Origin of the sequence: Andreprevotia chitinilytica DSM 18519, assembly GCF_000711875.1 — a bacterium.
GTDB lineage: Bacteria > Pseudomonadota > Gammaproteobacteria > Burkholderiales > Chitinibacteraceae > Andreprevotia > Andreprevotia chitinilytica.
Genome location: NZ_JONM01000022.1, coordinates 37,427 through 58,171, shown reverse-complemented (window position 1 = coordinate 58,171; position 20,745 = coordinate 37,427). Strand labels below are relative to the sequence as shown.

Here is a 20,745-nt window from a genome sequence, read left to right as displayed (position 1 = left end):
GGCATTGCGCCGCGCCTGCTCCACTGCACTAACCGTGGATAAGTTCTCAATAAGTCGTTTCGGGTTGGATAAAAACGCCGACCGACCCTTGGCCTACAAGTTGTTCGGACTGACGTGCATGGGTGCGGCGAAAAGGGCGAGGTCCTACCAATGCGTTGCTGCGAAAACGCCGCAGCTCGGCCGCGTCTTCCAGCACCTGCACAAACGCATCGATTGCCTCGGCCAGCCGCGCAGCGATCGGCTCGGCCAACACGTAGCGGTCATCGCGCCAGACCACGTCCTGTTCGGTGGCAAAGACGTTGCTCAGCACGTGTTGCGCACCGAGCGAGGCCAGGACCGGCTTCAGCGCGTAATCGAGCGCCAACAGGTGCGCGAGGCTGCCGCCAGTCGCCAGCGGCAACACAGGCTTTTGCGCCAGCGCCGCCTGTGGCAAGGCATCGAGAAAGATTTTCAGCAGGCCGGAATAGGCGGACTTGTACAGCGGCGTGGCGATGATGACCGCCTGCGCGTGCTCGACCACTTCCAGCGCTTCACGCAGCTGCACGTTGCTGGTGTCCGCCACCATCAATGCGGCAGCGGGCAGTTTGCGGATATCGATCCGGCGCACGGCAATGCCGCGCTCGCCCAACAACGCCTCCGCCGTGTTCAGCATGTGCGTGCTGCGCGAACGGTCGGCCGGGCTTCCGGACAGGGTGATGACATAGGGCATGCGTTCGATTCCTGTGGCTTTGACTAGCGCCAAGCAAGGCAGCCAGTACATTCCCCCCTTCTTAGAAGGGGGGTTAGGGGGGATTTCTGCGGCATCTCAAATTTCACCGACGTCGAAATCCCCCTCAGTCCCCCTTCGAAAAGGGGGAGGCAAAAACCTGCGGCACTTACGTAGTGAGCACTCCTCCACTTTGCAGACCGTACCTACAACTGCCTGATCGTGACGTCGCCCTGCAATTTGCATTGGCAGGCCAGACGCACCGGCCGCTGCTCGTAGCCGAGAAACGACAGGAAGTCCGTCTCGCTGTCTTCGGGCACGGAAAGATTGCCGCCGCCGGCCACGACCTCGATGGCGCAGATACCGCATGCGCCGGCCCGGCAGCCGAAAATCAGGCCCGCCAGTTGCAGCTCGGCGGCATCTGACAGGTGCGCGTTATGGGGCAGCGAGAATTCTTCGCCGGTGCTGCTGATGGTGACTTTGTGCATTTGTTGCTCCGGCCAACTGGCTCCCCTCGCCCGTTTACGGGAGAGGGGCTGGGGGAGAGGGTCTTGCAAATTGCAGCGCCCTTTTCAGGCACCCTCTCCCTAACCCTCTCCCTGGCGTACAAGGCTTTGCCTTGCTCAGCCACATGGGAGAGGGAATAAAAACGCGCTCAAACGCCCCTCAAGCCGCCAGCTTTTCCTCAATCGTCGCGTCGTACAGCTCGCGGAAATACAGCGCCAGGATGGTCTGGATGTCGTCGAAGTAGCGCAGCACCTTTTCCACGTCCGCTTCGCTGTTGATCAGGTAGCGCAGAATCCGCCACATCTCGCCGGCATGGTCGTCGCCCAGGTCGGTGTTGATGTGCGCCAGCTGGCCCTTGATCTTGTCCTCACCCAGCGACTCCTTGAGCGAAGTGATCTGGCGCGGCGTGAGCTTGGCGGTGGTGTATTCGACCAGATAGCTGGAGGCCACCACGCCGAGCGGGTGTTCGTGTTCGGTGATGAAGTAGAAGAAGCCTTGCAGCAGGCGGGTAGCCAGGAACGGCTCGGTGGCCAGCAGCTCTTCCTGCGTTACGCCCATTGCCTTGCAGTCCTGCATGAACAGCACGTCGTGGTTCATCTCTTCGGCCTGATACTCGGCGTAGAGCTGGGCGGCTTCCGGGGAAATCTTGGTGATGGCGTGCAGCGCCTTGGTGTGGGCGGAGCGGCTCAGGCGGATGCGCCAAACGTGCTCGATGGTATGGCGGCGATACCACGCGCTATTGAGGTTCTTGCTTTCCAGATGGTTGGCGTAGGGCACGGTCTCGGCCCATTCGGCCATTTTCTGGTCCAGATAGTGGTCGAGACGAGCGCGAACCTGGGCGCCGTCGGCCAGCGAATAAAACGGTGCGGGGCGTTCGATACCGCAGTGGGTGACACGATTCATGACCTGCTCCTTGCGATGGGGTTGTCGGATGGGGTGAAACATGAGTTCGGGAGGGCTGGGCCGCCCTCAAACAGCGTCGGAGTACTGCACCACCAGCGTCTCGTCGAGCATCGACGAGAGCGCGTTCAATTCCTGCGCGATGTCGGCCAGATCCACCTTCCAGAGCGCGTTCAGGATGAAGATGCCGCGTTCGGAATCGGGCAAGCGCGCGCCCTCCCGCACCGGGATGTCGTAGATATCCGGTTGGCGCGGCAGGTGCTCGATCGAGATGCGTTCCAGCGTGCGATTGCGTTCGCCGTAGCGGCTGAAGAACACCGTGCCGTGCACGATGGCGTTGTTGGCGCGGCGAGTGCTCTCACGCAGGGCACTCAGTTCGGTACGGAAGACAGCGCGCTCGGGCTCGCTGCGGCTGCACAGCGCGCGCACCCACAGCTCCAGCACCGACAAGCCGCCGGTGAACACACCGATGCTCTGATTGATCAGCGCGCCGCCCATGCGGGCATTGATTTCGATGATGTCCCAATGACCCTCTTGCGGATCGTGGCGGGCCTCAATGTGGTAGCAGCCCTCCCACAGATGCAGTGCAGACAGGCACTGGTCGATGTAGCGCTCGCCTGCCAGTTGCTGCGCATCGGTCAGGCGCGGGGCCGGGCAGGAGTTGCTGGTTTCCAGCGTGGTGCCGGTGGAGTCGTCGAGATACTTGGCATGCACGCCGATCACGTAGCTCTCGCCTTGCGCCACTAACACTTCGAAGCTGTATTCGTCGCCAGCGATGTAATCCTCGGCGATGAAGTCGAACTGGCCGGCGAAGATGGCGCGGAAGGCCAAGTCGTCACGCATTTGCTGCTGCAAGGCGTGCAGCTTGTCGACCGTGAGGGAGTCATCAAGCCGGAAGCAGGCAAACGAGCCCGCGCCGCGCCGGGGTTTGACGAACAGTTTGCGACCGCTCAGGCGCAGGGCATCGAGCGTGTCGGCATCCAGCAAGGTGGCGGTGGAGCGGCTCAAGCCCTGCTCCACCAAGCTCTGGCGGCACAGGTATTTATCCATGCAGTGAGCGATCGCATCGGGATCGGCATCCACCGCGTTCAGGGCGCGGTTGGTCTGCGCCATCAGCGCCCGATAGCCTTCAAACGTCGCCAAGGCACCGATCACCTCAAAGCCCTCGGCCTGTGCCTCTTGCAGCACCCGCGCCACGTGGGATTCCGCGAGGTATTCGTCTTCCACATGCCAGAGCCGCGCCGGCCCCAGGCGTTGCAGCTCATCCAGATCACGCGGATCACGCGGACGGGAGCTGAGCACCAGGCAGTGCACGCCAAGGCGTTCCAGCGCTTGCAGTACCAGAGCCAGGTAGGAGCGGCCTTGGTGGGCGAACAACAACAGCGATTTTTTTGCCATGACTAGAGATCCAATGTTCTGAGAAGCCTGCTTTTCTCCCCTCGCCCATTGATGGGAGAGGGGCCGGGGGTGAGGGTGCTAGCAAGTACAACTACCTGTTCACCACCCTCTCCCTAGCCCTCTCCCACTGTCCCTGAACAAGGCTAAAAGCCTTGCACGGGAGGGAGAGGGAACAAATGCCCCACCTAAACCGCCACCGTCCTGATCGAAAACTCCCGCATCACCCGCTGCATGTCCTGCTCCACCCGTTCGGCCGAATCGGCGCAGAACAAAAACCGGCCGGACTGCATCGAGCAGTAGCCTTCCTCGTGCTCGATCACCTCGCCCAGCTGCGGCACCAGTTGCCGGTACAGGCTGGCGAGCTGGCCTTCGAAATCGCTGACCGCCTCGACTCGCAACGGCAAGCCATCCGGGCGCGGGAACATCAGCCAGCCGCCGACGGCATGGATGCTGGCGAGGACAGAGGCCTCTTCACCCATGATCATGCGCAGCCACTCGCCGAACAGATTCACGCCGGTGGTCTTGTCGATCACGTAGGGCACATCCGCCCCGCCGACGCGCGCGCCGACCTCCAGGAACACCAGTTCGCCGTGACGGGAATGGAACAACTCCAGATGGAACGGGCAGCCACGCAGGCCGATGGCCTCGATGCACTGCACCGAGAACCGGCACACCGCCTCGTACAACTCGGAACCCGGCGCGATCATGGCGGCCCCGAGCGGTGCGCCAAAGGTGAAGTCGAGGCAGGTGTTCACATAGCGGGACGGCACGACGAAGTTGACTTGGCCTTGCGCGTTGATCAGGCCATCGACATGGAATAGTTCACCGTCGATGAACTCTTCCAGATCATGTGGAATCTGCGCCGGCAAGGCGGTGATGGCGGCGCGCAGTTGAGCTTCGTTATCGAGCTTTTGCACCCCTGCGCTCGATTGCCCGTCCACCGGCTTGAGGATCAGCGGATAACCCGCCTCAACCGCGAACGCCAAGGCGTCATCCACTTGGCCGGCCCGTATCGAAGTAAAACGCGGCACGCGCAGGCCAGCGGCGGCGACTTTCTCTTTCATCACCAGCTTGTCGCGGCCGAGGCGGTTTTGCTCCGGACCGTTGCCGGGAATGTCGTACTCGCCGCGCAGCTGGGCCACCACGTCTTGCAGCCCTTCCGAGAACACGATCAGCCGGTCGATCTGCCCCTCAGCCTGGGTGATGGCATCCAGCACCGGCCGATACGCGTCGGCATCGCTCAGGCTATCGAACAGGTAGAGGTTGTAGCTGCCGGCCGGCGCGGTCACGCCGGATAAGCCGCGCTGGTTCACCAGATAGCTGACGGTGTGTTCGTCGTGATCGATGAAATCCTCGTAGCGCACCAGCTCGAAATCCCAGCGCGGCGTATCCGGAAAGCGCGGCAGGTTGTTGACGATGACGATATTCATGAGGTCACCAAGGCGGAATGGCGTTGATCGGCATGCGGGTTGAGATGGGCTTGCAGCAAATGCGCGATGGCCACGATCAACATTTCGATTTCGGCCGCCGCGCCGATGGAGATGCGAATGTGCGTCGGCAGGCCATAAGCCGACATGGCGCGAGTGATGAAGCCAAGCGCCAGCAGGCCTTCGTAGACGGGTTTGGCGGCCGGGCCAAAATCCGCCAGCACAAAGTTGCCGGTGCCCGCCACGACCGTGACGCCCTCTTCTGCCAGTGCCTCAAGCAATCGCTGCCGCCCGCTGCGTGTGGCATTCAGGATGAGCGCCAGATGCGCCGAATCTTCCAGCGCGGCCAAGGCACCGGCCAAGGCCACGCCACCGACCGGGAACGGCGGCCGGATGCGATGGAAATAACCAAGCAGCCCGGCATCGGCGATGGCATAGCCAACACGCAAGCCGGCCAGACCATAGGCTTTCGAGAACGTGCGGGTGATGACCACGTTGGGATAACGCTGCGGCAGCTTGGCGGTTTTCTCGGCATTGCCAGCGAACTCGGCATACGCCTCATCCAGCACCACGACCACATGCGGCGGCAGTTGCTCCAGCAAGCGGGTGATGTCCGCGTAGGCCAGTTCAGCGCCAGAGAGATTGGTCGGGCTGTCGATCAATAGCAGCCGGGTATCGGCATCGACCTGCGCCAGCAAGTTGTCGATGTCATGCCCGAAGTTTGCACCGGACCGGGCGATGCGAATCTTCGCCCCCTGCCCGAGCACAAAAGCCGGATAGGCCGAATAACCGAATTCGGATAGCACCACGTTGTGCTCGGCCGAGACAAACAAGCGCACCAGCCCTTCGATCAGATCGATGGAGCCGTTGCCCAGCGCCAGACTGGCCACCGGCACGCCCAGATGCTCGGCCAGCTTATCCAGCAGCGCTTGCGCATCCGGGTAGCGATTGGCGTTGCCCAGCGCGGCGCACATGGCGGCCTCGATCAACGGCGAGGGCTTGATCGGCGCTTCGTTGCTGGAAAACTTGAACACTTCCGTCAAACCGCTTTCCCGCCGCAATTTCTCGGCGGTGATACCGGGCTGATACGCCTTGAGCGCGCGCAACTGGGGTGCGACGAGCGTGGACCAATCCATGAAGAAACCTCTAGCGTGGATGCGATCTTTTAAGTCCCCTCGCCCACAGTCCCTGAACAAGGCAAAAGCCTTGCACGGGAGGGAGAGGGTTAGGGTGAGGGTGCTAGCAAGGTCATTGAAGGTTGCCTGGCCCTCACCCCCGGCCCCTCTCCCACAAGTGGGAGAGGGGAGAAAAACAGCGGTAGCGACAGCGGCAACTCAAACCACCGCATACCCCGCCGTCTTCATCTGCTCCATCGGCTTGCTCAGGTGCGAGCCTTCCTGCACCTCGTACAGCGAGCCGAAATCCCGCTCGGCAATCGGCAAGCGATGCACGCCGGCTTCCACTCGTGCCACGCGAGCCGGCTCCCCACGCAGCAACTTGATACCCGGCTCGTTGTGCGCGGCGTGCGGGCCGAAATAGATCGGGAAGGCATCGGCAGCGCGGTACGCCGGCAAAAAGGTGCGGCGGGGCAGATCGGATTCATTCCGGGCGGAGGCGTGCAAGGTCAGGCAATGCAGGAACACCGCGCCGCCGGCGGGGACTTCCAGATGCTCCGCTACGTCCTCGTTGATGTTTTGCACCTTGCCGCGGAAGAAGCCATCGACGTCGTGCGATTGCAGCCCGAGACGGTGCGAGCCGGGAATCACGCGCAGGCAGCCGTTTTCCTTGCTGGCGGCATCCAGAAAGATCAGCACGGCCACGAGGTCGGAATTGGTGTGCGGGTAGTACGAGAAATCCTGATGCCACTCGACCACGCTGCCGACTTTCGGGCCTTTCATGTTGAGCTTGCTGTAGTGGAACAGCACGTTCTCGCCGATCAACTTGGCCACGCTATCGACCAGCGCCGGGGCGGCGGCCAGTTGCTCGAACACATCGTGTTTTTGCGTCGGCGACCAGATGCGGCGCACGGTGTTCGCATCTTGCGGCTCGACTTCGAACGCCTTGTCGGCGTTGTCCGGGTCGAGCAGTTCATCGATCGCCGCCAAGGCTGCGCCTACCTGCTCGGCATCGAACAGCTTCTCGACGACGAGGTAGCCGTTGTCGGCATAAAACCGGGCTTGTTGCTCTGAAATCATGGTTCGTTCCACCAATAAGTCATCGATTGGGTAAGAAACTGCTCTCAAAATCTTCAGCGCTACATTCCCCCCTTTTCGAAGGGGGGTTAGGGGGATTTCTGCGGCATCTCAAATTTCATCGACGTCGAAATCCCCTGGCTGGGCGAATCCCTGGATTCGCACACCCAATCCCCCTTTGCCGTGCGAATTTATTAATTCGTTCAGGCATGAAAGGGGGAGGCAAAAACCCAACCCCTCACCCTTCCTGCAGCGCCAGCGCATCGTCTTCCTGCAGCGCTTGCACCACTTCGCGGGCGTGTACGCCCAGCAGCGCGAATTGCTCGAAGAAGTCCGGGAAGGAGCAATTGACGTCCAGATAGCCATCCAGCAGGTTCGGCCGGCGGCAGCGCAGCGAGGCCACGAACAGCGACATGAAGATGCGGTGGTCGCCCCAGCTCGACAGCGCTACATCACCCGCGTAGTCCTCGCCCTTGCCATGAATCTCGAAGCCGTCGTACACGCCGTCCTTGAACAGTGCCTTGATGTCCACGCCCAGCTTGGCCAGCTCGCTCACCATCGCCTTGATGCGCGGCGACTTGTGCAGGCGGGTGATCGAACCGCCGACCACGCGGAAGGTGCCTTTGACGTGTGCGCCAATGGCGGCGAGCGTCGGCACGATGTTGGGGAAATCGCTGGCATCGAACTCGAATTCGCCAGTGATCTGCGCATGCGGATTGGTCAGCAGCAGGCGGTTGTTGTGGTCGTCGAACTCGACCGTCAGCCCGAGCGCCTTCACCACATCGATGATGGCGCGCTCGCCTTGCAGGCTGTTGCTGTTGATGTTTTCCAAAATCGTGGTGCCCTGGAACAAGGTGGCCGCGCCGATCAGATAGGACGACGAGGTGAAGTCGCCATAAATGCGGTATTCAGCCGGCTGGTACTCGCCCGGATGCACCTCGATGCGCGAGAAGTCGTCGCTCACTTCCACGCGGATACCGGCGCGGCGCAGCGTATCGACGGTCTGGCGGATGTAGGAGATCGAGAGGATTTCGCCTTCGACGATGATCTCGGTCACTTGCTCGGCCAGCGGCGCGGCGAACATCACGGCGGTGATGAATTGCGAGCTGACATTGCCCGGCAACACGCAACGACCGCCCTTCAGGCCACCACCCCAGTTCACCACCGGTGCTTTGCCTTCGTCGCCGATGCATTCGATATGCGCACCAAGCTGATCGAGCGCATCGAACAGCGGCAGCATCACGCGGTTGCGCAGAATGGTGTCGCCAGTGATCACCGCCGCCGAGGACGAGAAGCACGTCAGCGCGGTGAAGACACGGAACACGAGGCCGGAGCCCAGCGCATCGATCACGCGCCGGTCGGCTTTGATATCGCGCCCGACGCCGTGGATTTCGAGGAAGCCGTCTTTCTCGTCGATCACCGCGCCAATGGCCCGGCAGGCTTCTTTCATGGTGGTGGTTTCAACGCAACGCAGGTCGTTGAACACCAGCGAGCGGCCACGCGCCAGGGTGGCGGCCAGAATGGCACGCTGGGTTTCCGGCTTGGACGACGGAATCATCGCCCGGCCAGACAACTTGCGCAGCGGCATGACTTGCAGATACAGCGGATGAGCATTCATGTGAGTTGCCTCCTTATCCAAATCAAAACCAAATCAATCGAAATCGAACAGACGGTTTGCTCCCCTCTCACACTTGTGGGAGAGGGGCCGGGGGTGAGGGGACTTAAGGACGCAGCGCACTAAGCCGCGTGCACTTCCCGCACCGCACTCAGCCCTTGCGAACGCGGGGCCACCAGATTGGCCGGCAAGGTCGCGCGGTAGGCCGCCAACGCATCCACCAGCCGGTCCGCGCCGAAATGGATCACGTCGGTGGTGGGCAAACCGGTTTCTTCTTCGATGCGCTGGATGTAATCAGCCGCCTCGTCTTCGCTCAGCTGCCCGCAATGCACGCTGATGCCGACCACCTTGGCCGGGCGCAGATAGCCCGCCAGTTGTTCGTACAGCGCGATGAGTTCATTCAAGGGGCGCAGCGGCACGTTGGGCCAGCCCTTGTGATGCGTGAGCCCGGCCTCGTGGCACAGGATCAGCGCTTGCGGCATGGCACCGTGCAGCAGGCCGAGCGTGACGCCGCTATACGCCGGGTGGGAGATCGAGCCCTGCCCTTCGACTACGATCCAGTCGTGATCCTCGGCCACTTGCCGCACCAGCGCTTCGCTCACGCCAGCCACGAAATCGGACGGCACGGCATCCACCGCCACGCCGTTGCCGCTGATATAGATGCCACTCTGCCCAGTCGCGGCAAAGCCGGCGTTGAAGCCCTTGCGCTTGGCGGCCTGCATGATTTCGATGGCGGCGGTTTTCTTGCCCACGCGGCAATCGCTGCCCACGGTATGGATCACGAAACGATCCAGCTCCCCGAGCTTGGCTTCGCTGGTGACGAGGATTTCCGGCGGTTCCTTGGTATCCCAGATGCGGCTGCCCGAGTGCGAGGCGATTTCGCTGAAGGCATGGTCATGCGCAATGCGAAAGTGCAGGCCGCTGACCACGTCCAGGCCGGCCTCCAGCGCCCCGGCGATTTGCGAGCGCCATGCGGTCGGCAACTCGTTGGAGAACAAACCGACGCCGATCAGCAACACATCCGGCTCGAAATCCAGCGCGGCTTCCAGCGAGCTCACCAGCGGAATCCCGTGGGCGTAGCCAAGGACGGCGCCGACGTCCTGCCCGGCAAGGCGGCTATCGATCACCGCCACGCAATCCTCATGGCAATAGCGCAGATACGACGTCGCCACCTTGCTGGTAACGGGGCCAAAGTAGCCCTCGGCAAAGATGACGACCCGACGACCTTTCAGACGCAACATATTGCAAGCTCCCAATTCAACAAATCGCCGACAAGTAGCCGGCACATCACGGCGCAATCGCAATCCGGCCATCGCCCGACTGGGTGTGCCGCTTCATTTCCCGGCATGGCAAAACCAGCCCAAAAGCTTTCATAAGCACACATATATCTTTCACACAAACAATATGTATTTACAAAAAATTGACTTATTGCTTTTTAAATTCGCAACAAGTTTAGCGTGCCAATCTTTACCGTCGCGTGAATTAATTGTTGTGATTAAACGCAACAACTATTTGATTTTATTGACTGAAAAATGACAAACCACATCACCGAACCGTCACAAAAAACAGCAAAATCAAATGTAAGAAATACAAAAAACCCAATCTATTTATTGCATTGCAACAAAAACCTCACCCCGCAAAACATGACTCGTACACGACAGGCACAAGACAAGGGGGAGTCGGCCGCACTGACGCGCACCGTCTGGATATATCCAGTCAATCCCAGTCAGTGCTGAATCGGATGGGCTGGCAGGAAGGAAAAAAGCCAGGAGGGTGATGCGGAGGTTGAAACGTTCGAGCAGCGGGATGGCAGCAGCCACGTAGTGCGGGTTAGCCAAAAGGCGTAACCCGCAAATTCAACGAGCAATTCACACATAGCCCGCACGGGTCAAACGACCCGGCCTACATGACTCGATGGGCGTTGCCTTCGGCGCGGAGAGCCGGTGTCGTTATTCGTCCCGTCGCGAAAAGGGGAACGGAGAGATCAAAGCATTACGAGGACGGCAGTGAAGACGCGGGCACTCAAAACGTCCCCGGATAAGCCCCACCATCGATCAACAGGTTTTGCCCGGTGATATAGCCCGCCTGCGCGCCACACAGGAATGCGCAAGCCGCCCCGAACTCGGCCGGCGTGCCAAACCGCCCTGCCGGCACGCCATGCAGCCGCCGCTCCCGCGCCGCATCGACGCTGATGCCTTGCGCAGCCGCGCCGCTCTTGATCGTGCTCATCAAGCGATCGGTATCGAACGCCCCCGGCAGCAGGTTGTTGACGGTGACGTTGTGCGCCGCCACCTTGCGGGCCAAACCGGCGACAAAACCAGTCAACCCGGAGCGCGCACCATTCGAGAGCGCAAGGATATCCAGCGGTGCTTTCACGGCAGAACTGGTGATGTTGACGATGCGCCCGAACCGCCGCGCGATCATGCCGTCGACGGCTTGGCGCATCAGTTCGATGGGCGTGAGCATGTTGGCATCCAGGGCGGCAATCCAGTCATCCCGGCTGAAATCCCGAAAATCCCCCGGCGGCGGCCCACCGGCGTTGGTGATCAGGATGTCTGGATTCGGGCAAGCCGCCAGCGCCAGGGCACGGCCATCGACAGTGGTGATATCGCAAGCAACGGCCTGCACATGCGCCCCCGTCCTGGTGCGGATCTCGTCAGCGGCCCGCTCCAGCGCATCCTGTTGACGGGCCACGATGACCAGCCGCACACCCTCGGCAGCCAACGCATCCGCACACCCCCGCCCCAAGCCCTTGCTCGCGCCGCAGACCAATGCGGTGCGACCAGCGATTCCCAGATCCATGTCCAACCCTCTAGTCGAGTGTGTGAGCGGATCATTGTAGGGAGGGGTTATTGCATTTCTACATGAAGGACATTTCAGGCCGCTTGAGTTATGCCGGCCGCCAAGGGTATAACGAGGCCGTCCCGCCTCAGATTACTCACAAAGCATATTCGATGAAATTTGGCCTGATCCTGCTGGTTGCCCTGTTCGGCGTGCTGATGCTGGCGGCGGGCCTGTCTGTGCCGGCCGCGTTCAAGGCTGATCTCGCGCAGCTGGCCAAGCCGCTGACCAATGCCTTGGGTATGGCGGCTTCGGCAGCTGCTGCGGCCAGCGGCGCGGCGCATTTGCCCGCTGCGGCCAGTGCGGCATCCGCCGGAGGTAAAACGGCATCGGCCGCTGCGGCCAAACCGGCCGGCCCACCAGCCAATGCGGCTTCCGCCGTTGATTTGCTGTTGCCAGCGGTATTGCCAGCCAAGGGCCAATATGCGCTTCAGGTCGGCCAGTTCGGCGATTCGGCTTCTGCTGATGCCGCTGCGGCGAAGCTCAAACCGCTGCATTTGGCGTACCTCGTGGTGCCGGTGGTGGATCAATTCGGCAACCCCGGTTACGTGTTGGCCGTCGGCCCGTATGCCAGCGTGCCGGAAGCGCAAGGCGCTCAACCGCTGCTGGATACGGTCTTGCATGGCAGCGCGCCGCTGCCGGTGATCTTGCTGCCACCGCCACCGAAGGGTTAAGCAAATGCGCAGGATGGGTTGAGCTTGCGATACCCATCGCTCACGTTCAACGAAGCCGCATGGGTATCGCTGCGTGTTCAGCCCATCCTGCAAATGCGCGTTTTCCGTTGAACCGGCGCTCAGCCGAAACGCCCCTTGTGCGGGTTTGGTTTCTGCCAGCCGGCTTCGCCATAGCTATCCACAAAACAGATCGATACCTGCGCAAAGCCGGGGCTGGTGAAGTACACCCAGGCGGTGGCGGATTGCTTGTCGCGGGTGATGTACCAACGGGCATCGCCGTGTGCCATGCCGTAGCTGGCTACCCGGTGCACCAGCAAATCCGCCCGTCCGCGGTCCGTGACGATGGCGACGCGGATATGCGCCTCGCCCATGGTGGCGGCCTGATAGATTCTTGCCATCCTCTGCGTCTCTCCGTCTCGCCTTGCGCACCGGTCGGTGCCCGCCAATACTGCCAGCATCGTCCTGATCATTCATCCGTCATGAATCCTGCTGAACTGCTGTACTACCTGGGCCGCCGTGTGACCGTGAAGCGGATCAATGGCGAATCGCGCCCGGTTCTGGCCGTGTCGTCGCCGGAAGAGCCCGACCGCCGTGCCGAGGCATTACGCCAATGGGGCCAGAACCCCTACTCGCCGCGCCATCAGGAACTGGAAACCATCAACGAGCCGCTACCGGTGCGCGTACAGACGATTCTTTCGCACGAATTGTCGGTGCATGAAACGGAGCAGCTGCAGGTGCCGGAGGCCTACCCCCGGCAACCGGACGTCACCGGTAGCCCGCGCATCGGCGTCAAGCTGCGGTTCTAGGCTCTGTTCTAGCCGGGGTCATTTCTCATTGGGCGGTTTGACGTAGGGCACGATCTGCATGTGTTTTTCGCGTTCGGCCTGCGTCTCCAGTGTCTGGATCGCGTTCCGGTTGCGGGCGCTTTTTTCGGGGCGCTTGTCGTTGCGCAAATCCTTGAGCAGCGCCTCGCGTGAGCGCACCCGCACCCCGTACATCATCCGGCCGTCTTGCAGGTTCTGCATCTCGCCCCAGTCTTCGGCGTGCAGCATATCCACTTGCGGCAATGACTTTTCCTGCTCCACGCGCATCTTCATGGCCGTAGGCTGCGCTTTGTAGCCCATCTCCTTGGCGGCCCGCGCCGCGTGCGGAATGCTGCCGACCAGCATGTCGATATCCCCCGGCTGCACATTCACGCCATGCACCATCATGGCGGTGCTGCCCTTGATGACGAAGTTGTTGAATTCCTTGTCGGTCTTCGCCGTGTTATGCATCGCGGAAGTCAGGCTGCGTGCCGCCGTCATCATTTCATCCGGGGTGAGCTTCGGCGCTTGCGGCTGTAGTTGCGGCTGCAGCGACTCTTGCTGCATCGGCTGCATGAACTGGCTGGACTGCGCCCGCAGATTGGAGGTCGGCAGCAGGCTGCGCATGGGCCGATTGGCGTTGCTGCTCATGAACAGGCTGCTGGCCTTGGGGGGCGGCGGCGGCATCAGGCTGCTGGACGAGAGCGTTTTCGGCTTGCTGATCTGGCTTGAGCTGCTGCTCAGCATCGAGCTGGGCTCGAGCGACGGATTCGCATTGAGATTCAGCGGCTGCATCGAGCTGATGCTCGTGCTCGACATGCTTTGCAGCGGCGGTGAATGCTGGCTCGAGCTGCTCATCATCGGGCTGAGCTGGTTGCTGGGCGAACTGCTCTGCAGCGGCGGACTGTGCGTCGGGCTATGGCTGGCGTTGCTGTTGGCACGCGGCGTCGACTGGGGCTGCTGCAAGTTGAACTTCACCGTCTTGCGCGGCCCGCTGCTGTTGTCCTTCGTTGCGTGTTCGGTGCGTTTCTTTTCTTCTGATGAACTCATCACATCCTCCTGCTTGTTACATCACCATGTCGTATGGCCACGCAAGGTTGCACGGTGTGTTGAAAAAAATGCCCTGCGCAGACGCGGTCATGCGCCCGCCGGCCCGGACTCACTTTCGATCGACGTCCGCGTTGTTGTGCTGGAGGGCAAACAGCACATCGATGTGGTTGCCGGAGTTGCTGCGCTTGAGCACCGCATCCTGCATCGTGGTGACCGACTGGCTGCTATCGCCGGGCTGATAGGTGCCCATCTTGATCTTGGCGATGTGGCCACTCCTTTTGTCGTCGCTTGGCATCGAGGCCATGTGATCCTCGATCGCCTTGGTCGTCCCCTGATTGCCGATGTAGTTCTCCGAGAACATCCGCTTGACCATGTCTGCTTCGAACGCATTGGCGATCTGGCTCTGCGGAAAGCCGTGCGATGAATCCTCGTTCTTGCTTTTCTTGCGCGTGGCTGGCGTCGTATCCCGATCGTGCTGCACATCCTCGGCAACGCCGAAGACCGACAACGGCCGATCCCTGGTGCCATCCGGTGTATCGGCGACATAGCTCTTGCCGTGCTTGCGCTTGATATCCGCCTTCTCGAAGTGATCCAGCAGTGGCTTGGCATCGCTTTCACTCAGCCGGTGCGGCACGTATTTCGAGATCTCTTTCTTGGTCTTCGTCTGGGCGGCACCCAGCTTGGACAAGCCGCTCTTGCTCTTGGAGATCTCCTCCAGGTTGACCATCACGGGTTGGAAGATGCTGCTGTTGTTCACCATCGGCGGCGCTTCGGTATTGCGGGGAGAGCGGCGCACTTGTGGGCTGCCGGGGAACGGCGAAGTGGCCGTCTGATTGCGTTGTGATGAATCCATTTGGTGTCCTGCAGTGAGTGATCTGCGCGCACAGGAAAAAAGGGTTGCCGCTCATCACTTCCAGTCATGAATCGCCTTCACCTCACGCTTGTTGCTCGCTTCGGGGTTCAGCGTGGCAAACGGCGTGGATTTAACGGCCGAGCTATTGCGTGCTTTGGTCGGCATGGGGCCGGGGTGCTGGCCGCCGAACTCGATGCCGGACATGCCCGACGTCACGCTGTCTTGCGGTGTTTCGTGATTGAACATGCGGCCGCAGTTGAAGCAGACCTGATTGGGGAAGCTGGTCACCATCGACACCATGCCGCGGTCTTCGCCCAGCGTTGGCCACTGCTGCTCCTCGCGCACCAGCTTGTCGGCGGTGTGCATCATCGGTTCGGAGTGAAACGTCTGGGTGGGCGTGCCCTTCTTGTGATCACGCTTGGCCTGCTTCACGCCTGGCTCATACAGCGGCGCAGCCTCGCCGGTGTGGTCGCGGTCGATGCCCTTGCCGGAGAACCCGACCCCGTGCGTCATGCGGGTGGCCTCGAAACCGCTCGGGCCAAAGCCGATCTTGGCGTGGTCGGCCAAGACCGCGTTGACGGTTTCATCGTTGCCGACCGAGTTCTTGGTCTTGGTCTGCACGCGCTGGGACGATGCTTCATACGCCTGATGAAACTCGTCCGAGCTCCCCGCACCGCTGCGCAGTGCTTCGGTCGTCGGCAGCGAATGGAAGCGAAAGCTATTCACGCTGCCATCCTGATTCATCGTGAAACTGCTGACCGAGCCGCGCCGCGACAGTGCCACCGGCCGCGCCGTATCGGTGGCTTGCCATTGGCGCGATACGCCCGAATCCACACTCAGGCCGGTCTCGCTGGCATAGCGGTTGTAGTCGTCGAGACTGGGAAACGACTTGGTGGAAAAGTCGTGGTACTTCAGCCCGGTGCCGGGCTGCGGGCGCTTCTGCAGTTCTGGATGAGCGAATTTCAGCGCGGGCCGCACCATCTCCCTCATCGACAGCACATCGGTGCCCAGCGTGGTGCCGGTCACCTTGTCCGGAGAAAACGGCGGTGGCGCAATCGATGGCGCTGAACTCGTCGACGCGGTGCCATCCGGTGTCATTGGCGGCAGGGAAAAATGGAACCCCACACTGGGCATCGGCGCGGTCGGCAGGCTGGCGCTGGATGAATCACGCTCGTAAGAGCGCGAGCGCTGACGCTTGGTCCCCTCATCCGCGCCCGACCGCTTCGCCGCCGCCCGGTCGTAGCGGATCGCCTGAGCGGCATCGCCCCCTGCCGCGGCCATCGTCGCCATGCTCCGCAAGCGTTGCGACACCTTGCTGCGCATCGGGCCATACGACGAATGATCGCTCGGGCCGGACGAGCCACTCGATCCACCGGGGTGCCCACCGCCCGATCCACTACTCGACCCACTAAAGGCGCCACCAAAAGGACTACTCATTGGCATCCTCCTCGCCAAAAGACATTTCGCCTGCTTTTCGCGGCGGGCAGCCCCCTGCCCGCCGCGTTGTTTTCATTACCAATCGTTTCCATCAGGCCCATGACTACCTCACTGGCCCCCTTTCTTGCGCCCGACGTTCGAGCCTGAACGGGAAGAACTTGAGCCAGAAGAAGAACCGGAAGTAGAGCCGCCGCTCGACTTGCGGCCACGGCGGCCGGTATCAGCCAATGCCGTGAACTCGGGAGACTCAGAGGCCGCAGTCCGGCTGCGTGTGCGCACGGTGGGTTGCGGCGGCGGCTGGCCGTCTGGCAGTGGCGGCGACCAGTCCGGCCGCTTGGCGGCAAAGACAGCTTCTCTTTTGGAGCTGGCTTTGATACGGGGAAGAAACTCGAGCAGTTTCCGCTTGGCTTTGGCAACTTGTGTCTCGGTGAACTCATCCGCCCGTAGTGTCTTGCCGTACTTGTCATGCTCTTCTTTCGTCACCAACCGCAAATTGCTGACGTCTTCATGCGCATCGCGAAATGCTTGGGCGTAGTCGACCGAGGATCGACGTTCCTTGCCCTGCTTCGCGTCTTCGCGCGCTTCATTCACGGCTTCGAAATAAGCACGCTTGAACAGCGCATATTGCTTCTTGTGATCGATTGCCGGTCTTTTCACCAGATCCGGGCGCGGTCTGCCGCGCGCATCGTCACTCTGCGGAATCCGCTCCTTGCCGTTCCGATCCAGCTTGTTCTTCTTACCAGGCCTGACGGCACTATCGAATGTCGTGTGGGTGCCATCCTCACTCAATTGCAGGTTCTGCTCTCGTTCAAGCTGCTTGCGTATGGACGTGGGCAAGCCTGGCCGCGCCTTCTTCTTGCCCTTCTCGCGATCCGCCTCAAAGTAGCTGCCGTCTTTGGGATCTTCATCCGAGTGCGTCCGCTTGCGCTTGGAGCCAACGCTACTCATCTGCATGCGCCTTGTTCAGGTCGGCGGCAAACCGGAATGCGCTATCGGACTGGCTGCAAAACGCGATCAGCTGCGCGATCAACATCGCCTGCTCATCTGCCCCCGGCAATGGAGCACCCTGCAACGGATAGTGGAAAAACAGCATGTCGTCGTCCGGCGGCAGCGCCTTGATCGGCAAGGGCAGCCAGCCCAGCCGCGCCAGCGTTTTTTGCGAGCGGTAGTTATCGGCAAAGGCCGAGGTGAACAGCGCATCCAGCGTTTGCACGGCCGGGCTATCCAGCAATAGCCGCGCCGCTTGCTCACCAAACCCCCGCCCCTGAAAATCCGCGCCGATCCAGAAGTGGAAGTAGGCGGCATTGTCGATCCGGGTCAGGCACAGCACGCCGACCAAGCCGAAATCCGCGTGCATGACGGCCAAGTGCTGGCGTTCCGGCGTGGCTGCGAGATCGGCGATCCACGCTTGCGCATCGGCGAGTGACTCGAAGCCATCCAGCCGCACCATCACGCTGATTTGCGGATCGCGGTATTGGTGGAATAGCGCCGGGGCGTGGTCGGGGTGGAGGGGGTCGAGGGTGAGGGGGCCGCGGCGGAGTGGCGGAGTTGGTGCATCGGCCATGCGGCTCTGCAAGGTTTCAAGCAGGTTCTGCGCTGACGGATGTGCAGAAGAAGTATCCAGTTGAGATGCGCCACCTCCCCCTTCTCGAAGGGGGACTGAGGGGGATTTCGACGTCATTGCAAGTTGAGATGGTGCAGAAATCCCCCCTGGCCCCCCTTCAGGGAAGGGGGGAATTGGAGTGCGGCCCTGTTGATCCAACTCTGACCCCAACATCCGCCCCAACACCCCCAACGCCACATCCGCCCGCCCCGTCCGCGCTTCAATCTCGGCCAGCCAGTACACGGCATCCCCATGCCCCGGCTCAACCTCCAGCATTGCAGTCAGCACTGCACGTGCCAGCGCGTAGTGATCCAGCGCCCCCGCCAGCCATGCCAGCTCGATGGCAAAGTTGGTATCCACCGGTAGCGCGACAGCATGCCGCCAGACCGTATCCAGCGCGGCCCACCATGCAGCACGATCCGCGTCGGGCAGTTGCTCCAGCAGCGCCGGCAGCATGCGGGAGAACACATAGGGGTCGTGCTGGCTGGCGCGCAACAACGCCAGGCTGGGCGGCATGTTCTGCGCGGCTTCCAGCATGGCGGCGTGATCGGCCGGGTGGGCGGTAGCCAGTCGATCCGCCAGCGCATCGACGGCAATGGCGGCCGGATGCAGGTCATCCCGCCACGCCACGTGCAGCGTCAGCCCGCCGCACTCGTCCTGCCGGTTGATCACTAGTGCGCCCTGCTGCTGTTGCCAGCGAGTGAGCGCGTGGAAATTCACCGGCAGCCCGTCCTGACCGACTGTCCAGCTTGCCGGCAGGCTCAGCGCGCCTAGCCGGATATCGCGCAGTTCGGTCACGCCGTAGTCCGCCGCCAGCAACAGGTAGCGACCGCCGGATCGCTCGGCAAGCACATCGAGCTGCGTCAGCGCCTGCTCCGGGATGGAGACCGCCGCGCTGTTGAGCTGGATGCGGTAGTCGTCGAGCAAGGCGGCGCTTGGCGCGGTGGTCAGCTCGGCGGGCAGCCAATCGAACGCCAATTCGTAAACGCCCGCCTCTTCCGTCGGCATGTTGCGAATCTGGCAATCCAGCAACTTGCCATAATGGATGCCGTACACCATCGGGGCATGGCAGCCGAATGCGCCCAGTGCCAACACGGTGAGTGGATTGCCGGGATGGATGTCCACCTCATCCAACTGCCCGGCACATGCCAGGTAACGCCATTGCCAATGCCCGCGCCCGATGGCGGCCAGCTTGTCGTTCAGGCGCGGCAACAGTTGTGCTGCCAAGCGGCCACGACCAGGAGCGAGATCGACTAGCTGTAGCGGCAAGGTCAGGTCGATGCCGCCGGCTGCTTCCGCCGCCAGCCAAGCGGCCACGATGGCATCCGCCCAGGCATCGACCAGGCGGGGCGAGGCCAGTTCATCCGCGATGGCAGGCGCGGCCAACTCGACCGCGACCGCAGCTAAACGCGCCTGTACCTGTTGCAGCCGATCATCGATGCAATCCATGCGCGACTCCCCCTGTTCAAGCCGTTGTTCAAACCCGGTCGTCATTTCTGGAACGAGATGCGCGGCAGGCTGAGCGCACGGTTGCGCTTGGGCGCATCGCGCAAGGTGGTGGTGTTTGGCACGTGCTCGGCCTGCGAGGTATTGGCCGAATTGACCCGCGTCTCCGGCTTAACCTGTCGGGTCGCAGCGTGCTGGAACATCTGCCGGGCCAGATGGTGGTCGCCCTTGGCCCGCTTCAGATAATCCTGCATCACCTGCGGGACATGCCCTTGCAAGTCATGCCGCATCAGCTTGCCGGCGGTATCCCATTTCTGCTTTTCGCGGTGGTTGTGCATATACCGGGCCATCTGCTCGAAATTACCTTTATTCGACAGATCGCCAAATTGCGCGTGATAGACCGATTTGGGCGACGGCCGCGGCTTGGTCATGGTTTCCTGGTACTGCATCGACATATGGGCGACGGTTTCCACCTCGGTGCGCATGTTCACGCGGCCAATCGCGTTGTAGACATCGCCAGGACGGGCTTTTTGGAGATTGGGCAGCAGCTGCTGGAATTCGGTCTTGGCGGCCTTGGCACGCGCGTTGTCCAGGCTGCCATGCCCGTGTGTCACGCCCTTGTCGGAATTCGGCGCTTCACGCAGCCCGCCCGGATGGCCGCCGATTTCATTGCCCTTGTACCAGACCAGCGCGTCGGTATTGCCCCGGTTCATCGAGAGGAGTTGGGCCGACTTGATCAGGCTCAGGCCGGGAATGGCCGCCTTGTGCAAGGCAGCCAGCGTATCCCTGGCAAAGGCGGTGCGCGTCATTTCGTCCAGGCCGGAACCCCCAAACTTGTGCTTGCGCTGCGGCATGCGCCAGCGGGAGTAAATCCCCTTCTTGTCGAACTCGCCCTTCGATACCTTTGGGTTCTTCGCGTTCAGCGTGTTCTTGAGCGCTTTTGCGCCGAAGCGATGGGCCTTCCATTGCTCCAGCGTCGGCTGATAGCTGCTGAAACCCGACTTGGGCAAAGGAATGACCGGCTTGCCGAAGGGCCGCGCGCGCACCACTTTGGCAACGGAGCCAAACTCGGTAATGAGCGTCTGGCGCAATTGCAGTTTTTGCGGCATGGACTGCATCTGCGCGCTGGGGCTCTTGCCAGCCTTGGTCCACTGCCGCGGCGGCCGCATCATGGCCTCCCTGCGCAAGAGTGACTTGACCGCCCACTTATCCAGCTTTTCCTGACTTTGCTTCATTTCGACATCCTGATTTCAATTCACCCCAGCCCGTAGGCTAGGTTGAGCACCAGCAATA

General features: G+C 61.7%; 19 protein-coding genes. 2 read left to right on the top strand and 17 right to left on the bottom strand.

Translation table 11 applies throughout. The features are described 5' to 3' along the window. Nucleotides 1-46: 46 nt before the first annotated feature. The 10 genes from ssuE to BR41_RS18120 form a co-directional block, all read right to left on the bottom strand. Complete coding sequence (gene ssuE, locus BR41_RS18165; RefSeq protein ID WP_084187388.1) at nucleotides 47-709, bottom strand: NADPH-dependent FMN reductase; 663 nt, start codon at nucleotides 707-709, stop codon at nucleotides 47-49. 203 nt (nucleotides 710-912) lie between these two features. Next, nucleotides 913-1,194 carry a 2Fe-2S iron-sulfur cluster-binding protein gene (locus tag BR41_RS18160; RefSeq protein WP_035059857.1) on the bottom strand — a complete coding sequence of 94 codons (282 nt, stop codon included), beginning with the start codon at nucleotides 1,192-1,194 and terminating at the stop codon, nucleotides 913-915. Between the two features lie 178 nt (nucleotides 1,195-1,372). Further along, on the bottom strand, nucleotides 1,373-2,116 hold the full coding sequence (locus BR41_RS18155) for an iron-containing redox enzyme family protein (protein ID WP_035059855.1): 744 nt from the start codon (nucleotides 2,114-2,116) through the stop codon (nucleotides 1,373-1,375). 66 nt (nucleotides 2,117-2,182) lie between these two features. Next, nucleotides 2,183-3,511 carry an ATP-grasp domain-containing protein gene (locus tag BR41_RS18150; protein WP_035059852.1) on the bottom strand — a complete coding sequence of 443 codons (1,329 nt, stop codon included), beginning with the start codon at nucleotides 3,509-3,511 and terminating at the stop codon, nucleotides 2,183-2,185. Nucleotides 3,512-3,696: 185 nt separating this feature from the next. Next, nucleotides 3,697-4,941, bottom strand: a complete 1,245-nt coding sequence (locus tag BR41_RS18145; RefSeq protein WP_035059851.1) for an ATP-grasp domain-containing protein — start codon at nucleotides 4,939-4,941, stop codon at nucleotides 3,697-3,699. Next, the gene (locus BR41_RS18140) at nucleotides 4,938-6,074 is read right to left on the bottom strand and encodes a pyridoxal phosphate-dependent aminotransferase (RefSeq protein ID WP_051711312.1); all 1,137 of its coding nucleotides are present in this window, start codon (nucleotides 6,072-6,074) and stop codon (nucleotides 4,938-4,940) included. Before BR41_RS18140 ends, BR41_RS18145 begins: the two co-directional genes overlap by 4 nt. Nucleotides 6,075-6,272: 198 nt before the next feature. Further along, nucleotides 6,273-7,133, bottom strand: coding sequence for a phytanoyl-CoA dioxygenase family protein (locus tag BR41_RS18135; RefSeq protein ID WP_035059850.1), 861 nt, complete (start codon nucleotides 7,131-7,133; stop codon nucleotides 6,273-6,275). A gap of 235 nt (nucleotides 7,134-7,368) precedes the next feature. Continuing rightward, nucleotides 7,369-8,748 (bottom strand): 3-phosphoshikimate 1-carboxyvinyltransferase, encoded by a 1,380-nt coding sequence (gene aroA / locus BR41_RS18130; RefSeq protein WP_035059848.1) that lies wholly within the window; start codon nucleotides 8,746-8,748, stop codon nucleotides 7,369-7,371. A gap of 119 nt (nucleotides 8,749-8,867) precedes the next feature. Further along, a complete protein-coding gene (locus BR41_RS18125) occupies nucleotides 8,868-9,986 on the bottom strand; it encodes an N-acetyltransferase DgcN family protein (RefSeq protein WP_035059846.1) in 1,119 nt (372 codons plus the stop codon). A gap of 781 nt (nucleotides 9,987-10,767) precedes the next feature. Beyond that, a complete protein-coding gene (locus tag BR41_RS18120; protein WP_035059844.1) occupies nucleotides 10,768-11,547 on the bottom strand; it encodes an SDR family oxidoreductase in 780 nt (259 codons plus the stop codon). Between the two features lie 152 nt (nucleotides 11,548-11,699). Between BR41_RS18120 and BR41_RS18115 the strand changes: the two genes are divergently transcribed. Continuing rightward, nucleotides 11,700-12,260 (top strand): SPOR domain-containing protein, encoded by a 561-nt coding sequence (locus BR41_RS18115; protein WP_156970783.1) that lies wholly within the window; start codon nucleotides 11,700-11,702, stop codon nucleotides 12,258-12,260. 119 nt (nucleotides 12,261-12,379) lie between these two features. Here the strand turns inward: BR41_RS18115 and BR41_RS18110 are convergent, their stop codons facing one another. Next, on the bottom strand, nucleotides 12,380-12,658 hold the full coding sequence (locus tag BR41_RS18110; RefSeq protein ID WP_035059840.1) for a 7(1) septoil knot domain-containing protein: 279 nt from the start codon (nucleotides 12,656-12,658) through the stop codon (nucleotides 12,380-12,382). A gap of 81 nt (nucleotides 12,659-12,739) precedes the next feature. Between BR41_RS18110 and BR41_RS18105 the strand changes: the two genes are divergently transcribed. Further along, the gene (locus BR41_RS18105) at nucleotides 12,740-13,066 is read left to right on the top strand and encodes a hypothetical protein (RefSeq protein ID WP_035059838.1); all 327 of its coding nucleotides are present in this window, start codon (nucleotides 12,740-12,742) and stop codon (nucleotides 13,064-13,066) included. 18 nt (nucleotides 13,067-13,084) lie between these two features. On the opposite strand, the gene BR41_RS18100 is transcribed toward BR41_RS18105, so the two are convergent. The 6 genes from BR41_RS18100 to BR41_RS18075 all read right to left on the bottom strand — a co-directional run bounded on the left by BR41_RS18100 (nucleotide 13,085) and on the right by BR41_RS18075 (nucleotide 20,687). After that, complete coding sequence (locus BR41_RS18100; protein WP_035059836.1) at nucleotides 13,085-14,113, bottom strand: hypothetical protein; 1,029 nt, start codon at nucleotides 14,111-14,113, stop codon at nucleotides 13,085-13,087. 109 nt (nucleotides 14,114-14,222) lie between these two features. Next, entirely contained in the window at nucleotides 14,223-14,966 is a 744-nt protein-coding gene (locus BR41_RS18095; protein ID WP_035059834.1) for a hypothetical protein, read from the bottom strand. A 54-nt stretch (nucleotides 14,967-15,020) separates the two neighbouring features. Further along, nucleotides 15,021-16,403, bottom strand: a complete 1,383-nt coding sequence (locus BR41_RS18090; RefSeq protein WP_156970782.1) for a hypothetical protein — start codon at nucleotides 16,401-16,403, stop codon at nucleotides 15,021-15,023. A gap of 108 nt (nucleotides 16,404-16,511) precedes the next feature. Next, nucleotides 16,512-17,351 carry a hypothetical protein gene (locus BR41_RS18085; protein ID WP_035059831.1) on the bottom strand — a complete coding sequence of 280 codons (840 nt, stop codon included), beginning with the start codon at nucleotides 17,349-17,351 and terminating at the stop codon, nucleotides 16,512-16,514. Next, complete coding sequence (locus BR41_RS18080; protein WP_035059830.1) at nucleotides 17,344-19,455, bottom strand: GNAT family N-acetyltransferase; 2,112 nt, start codon at nucleotides 19,453-19,455, stop codon at nucleotides 17,344-17,346. The genes BR41_RS18085 and BR41_RS18080 overlap by 8 nt, the downstream gene beginning before the upstream one ends. Before the next feature lie 41 nt (nucleotides 19,456-19,496). After that, the gene (locus tag BR41_RS18075; protein ID WP_035059828.1) at nucleotides 19,497-20,687 is read right to left on the bottom strand and encodes a hypothetical protein; all 1,191 of its coding nucleotides are present in this window, start codon (nucleotides 20,685-20,687) and stop codon (nucleotides 19,497-19,499) included. Between the last annotated feature and the right edge of the window lie 58 nt (nucleotides 20,688-20,745).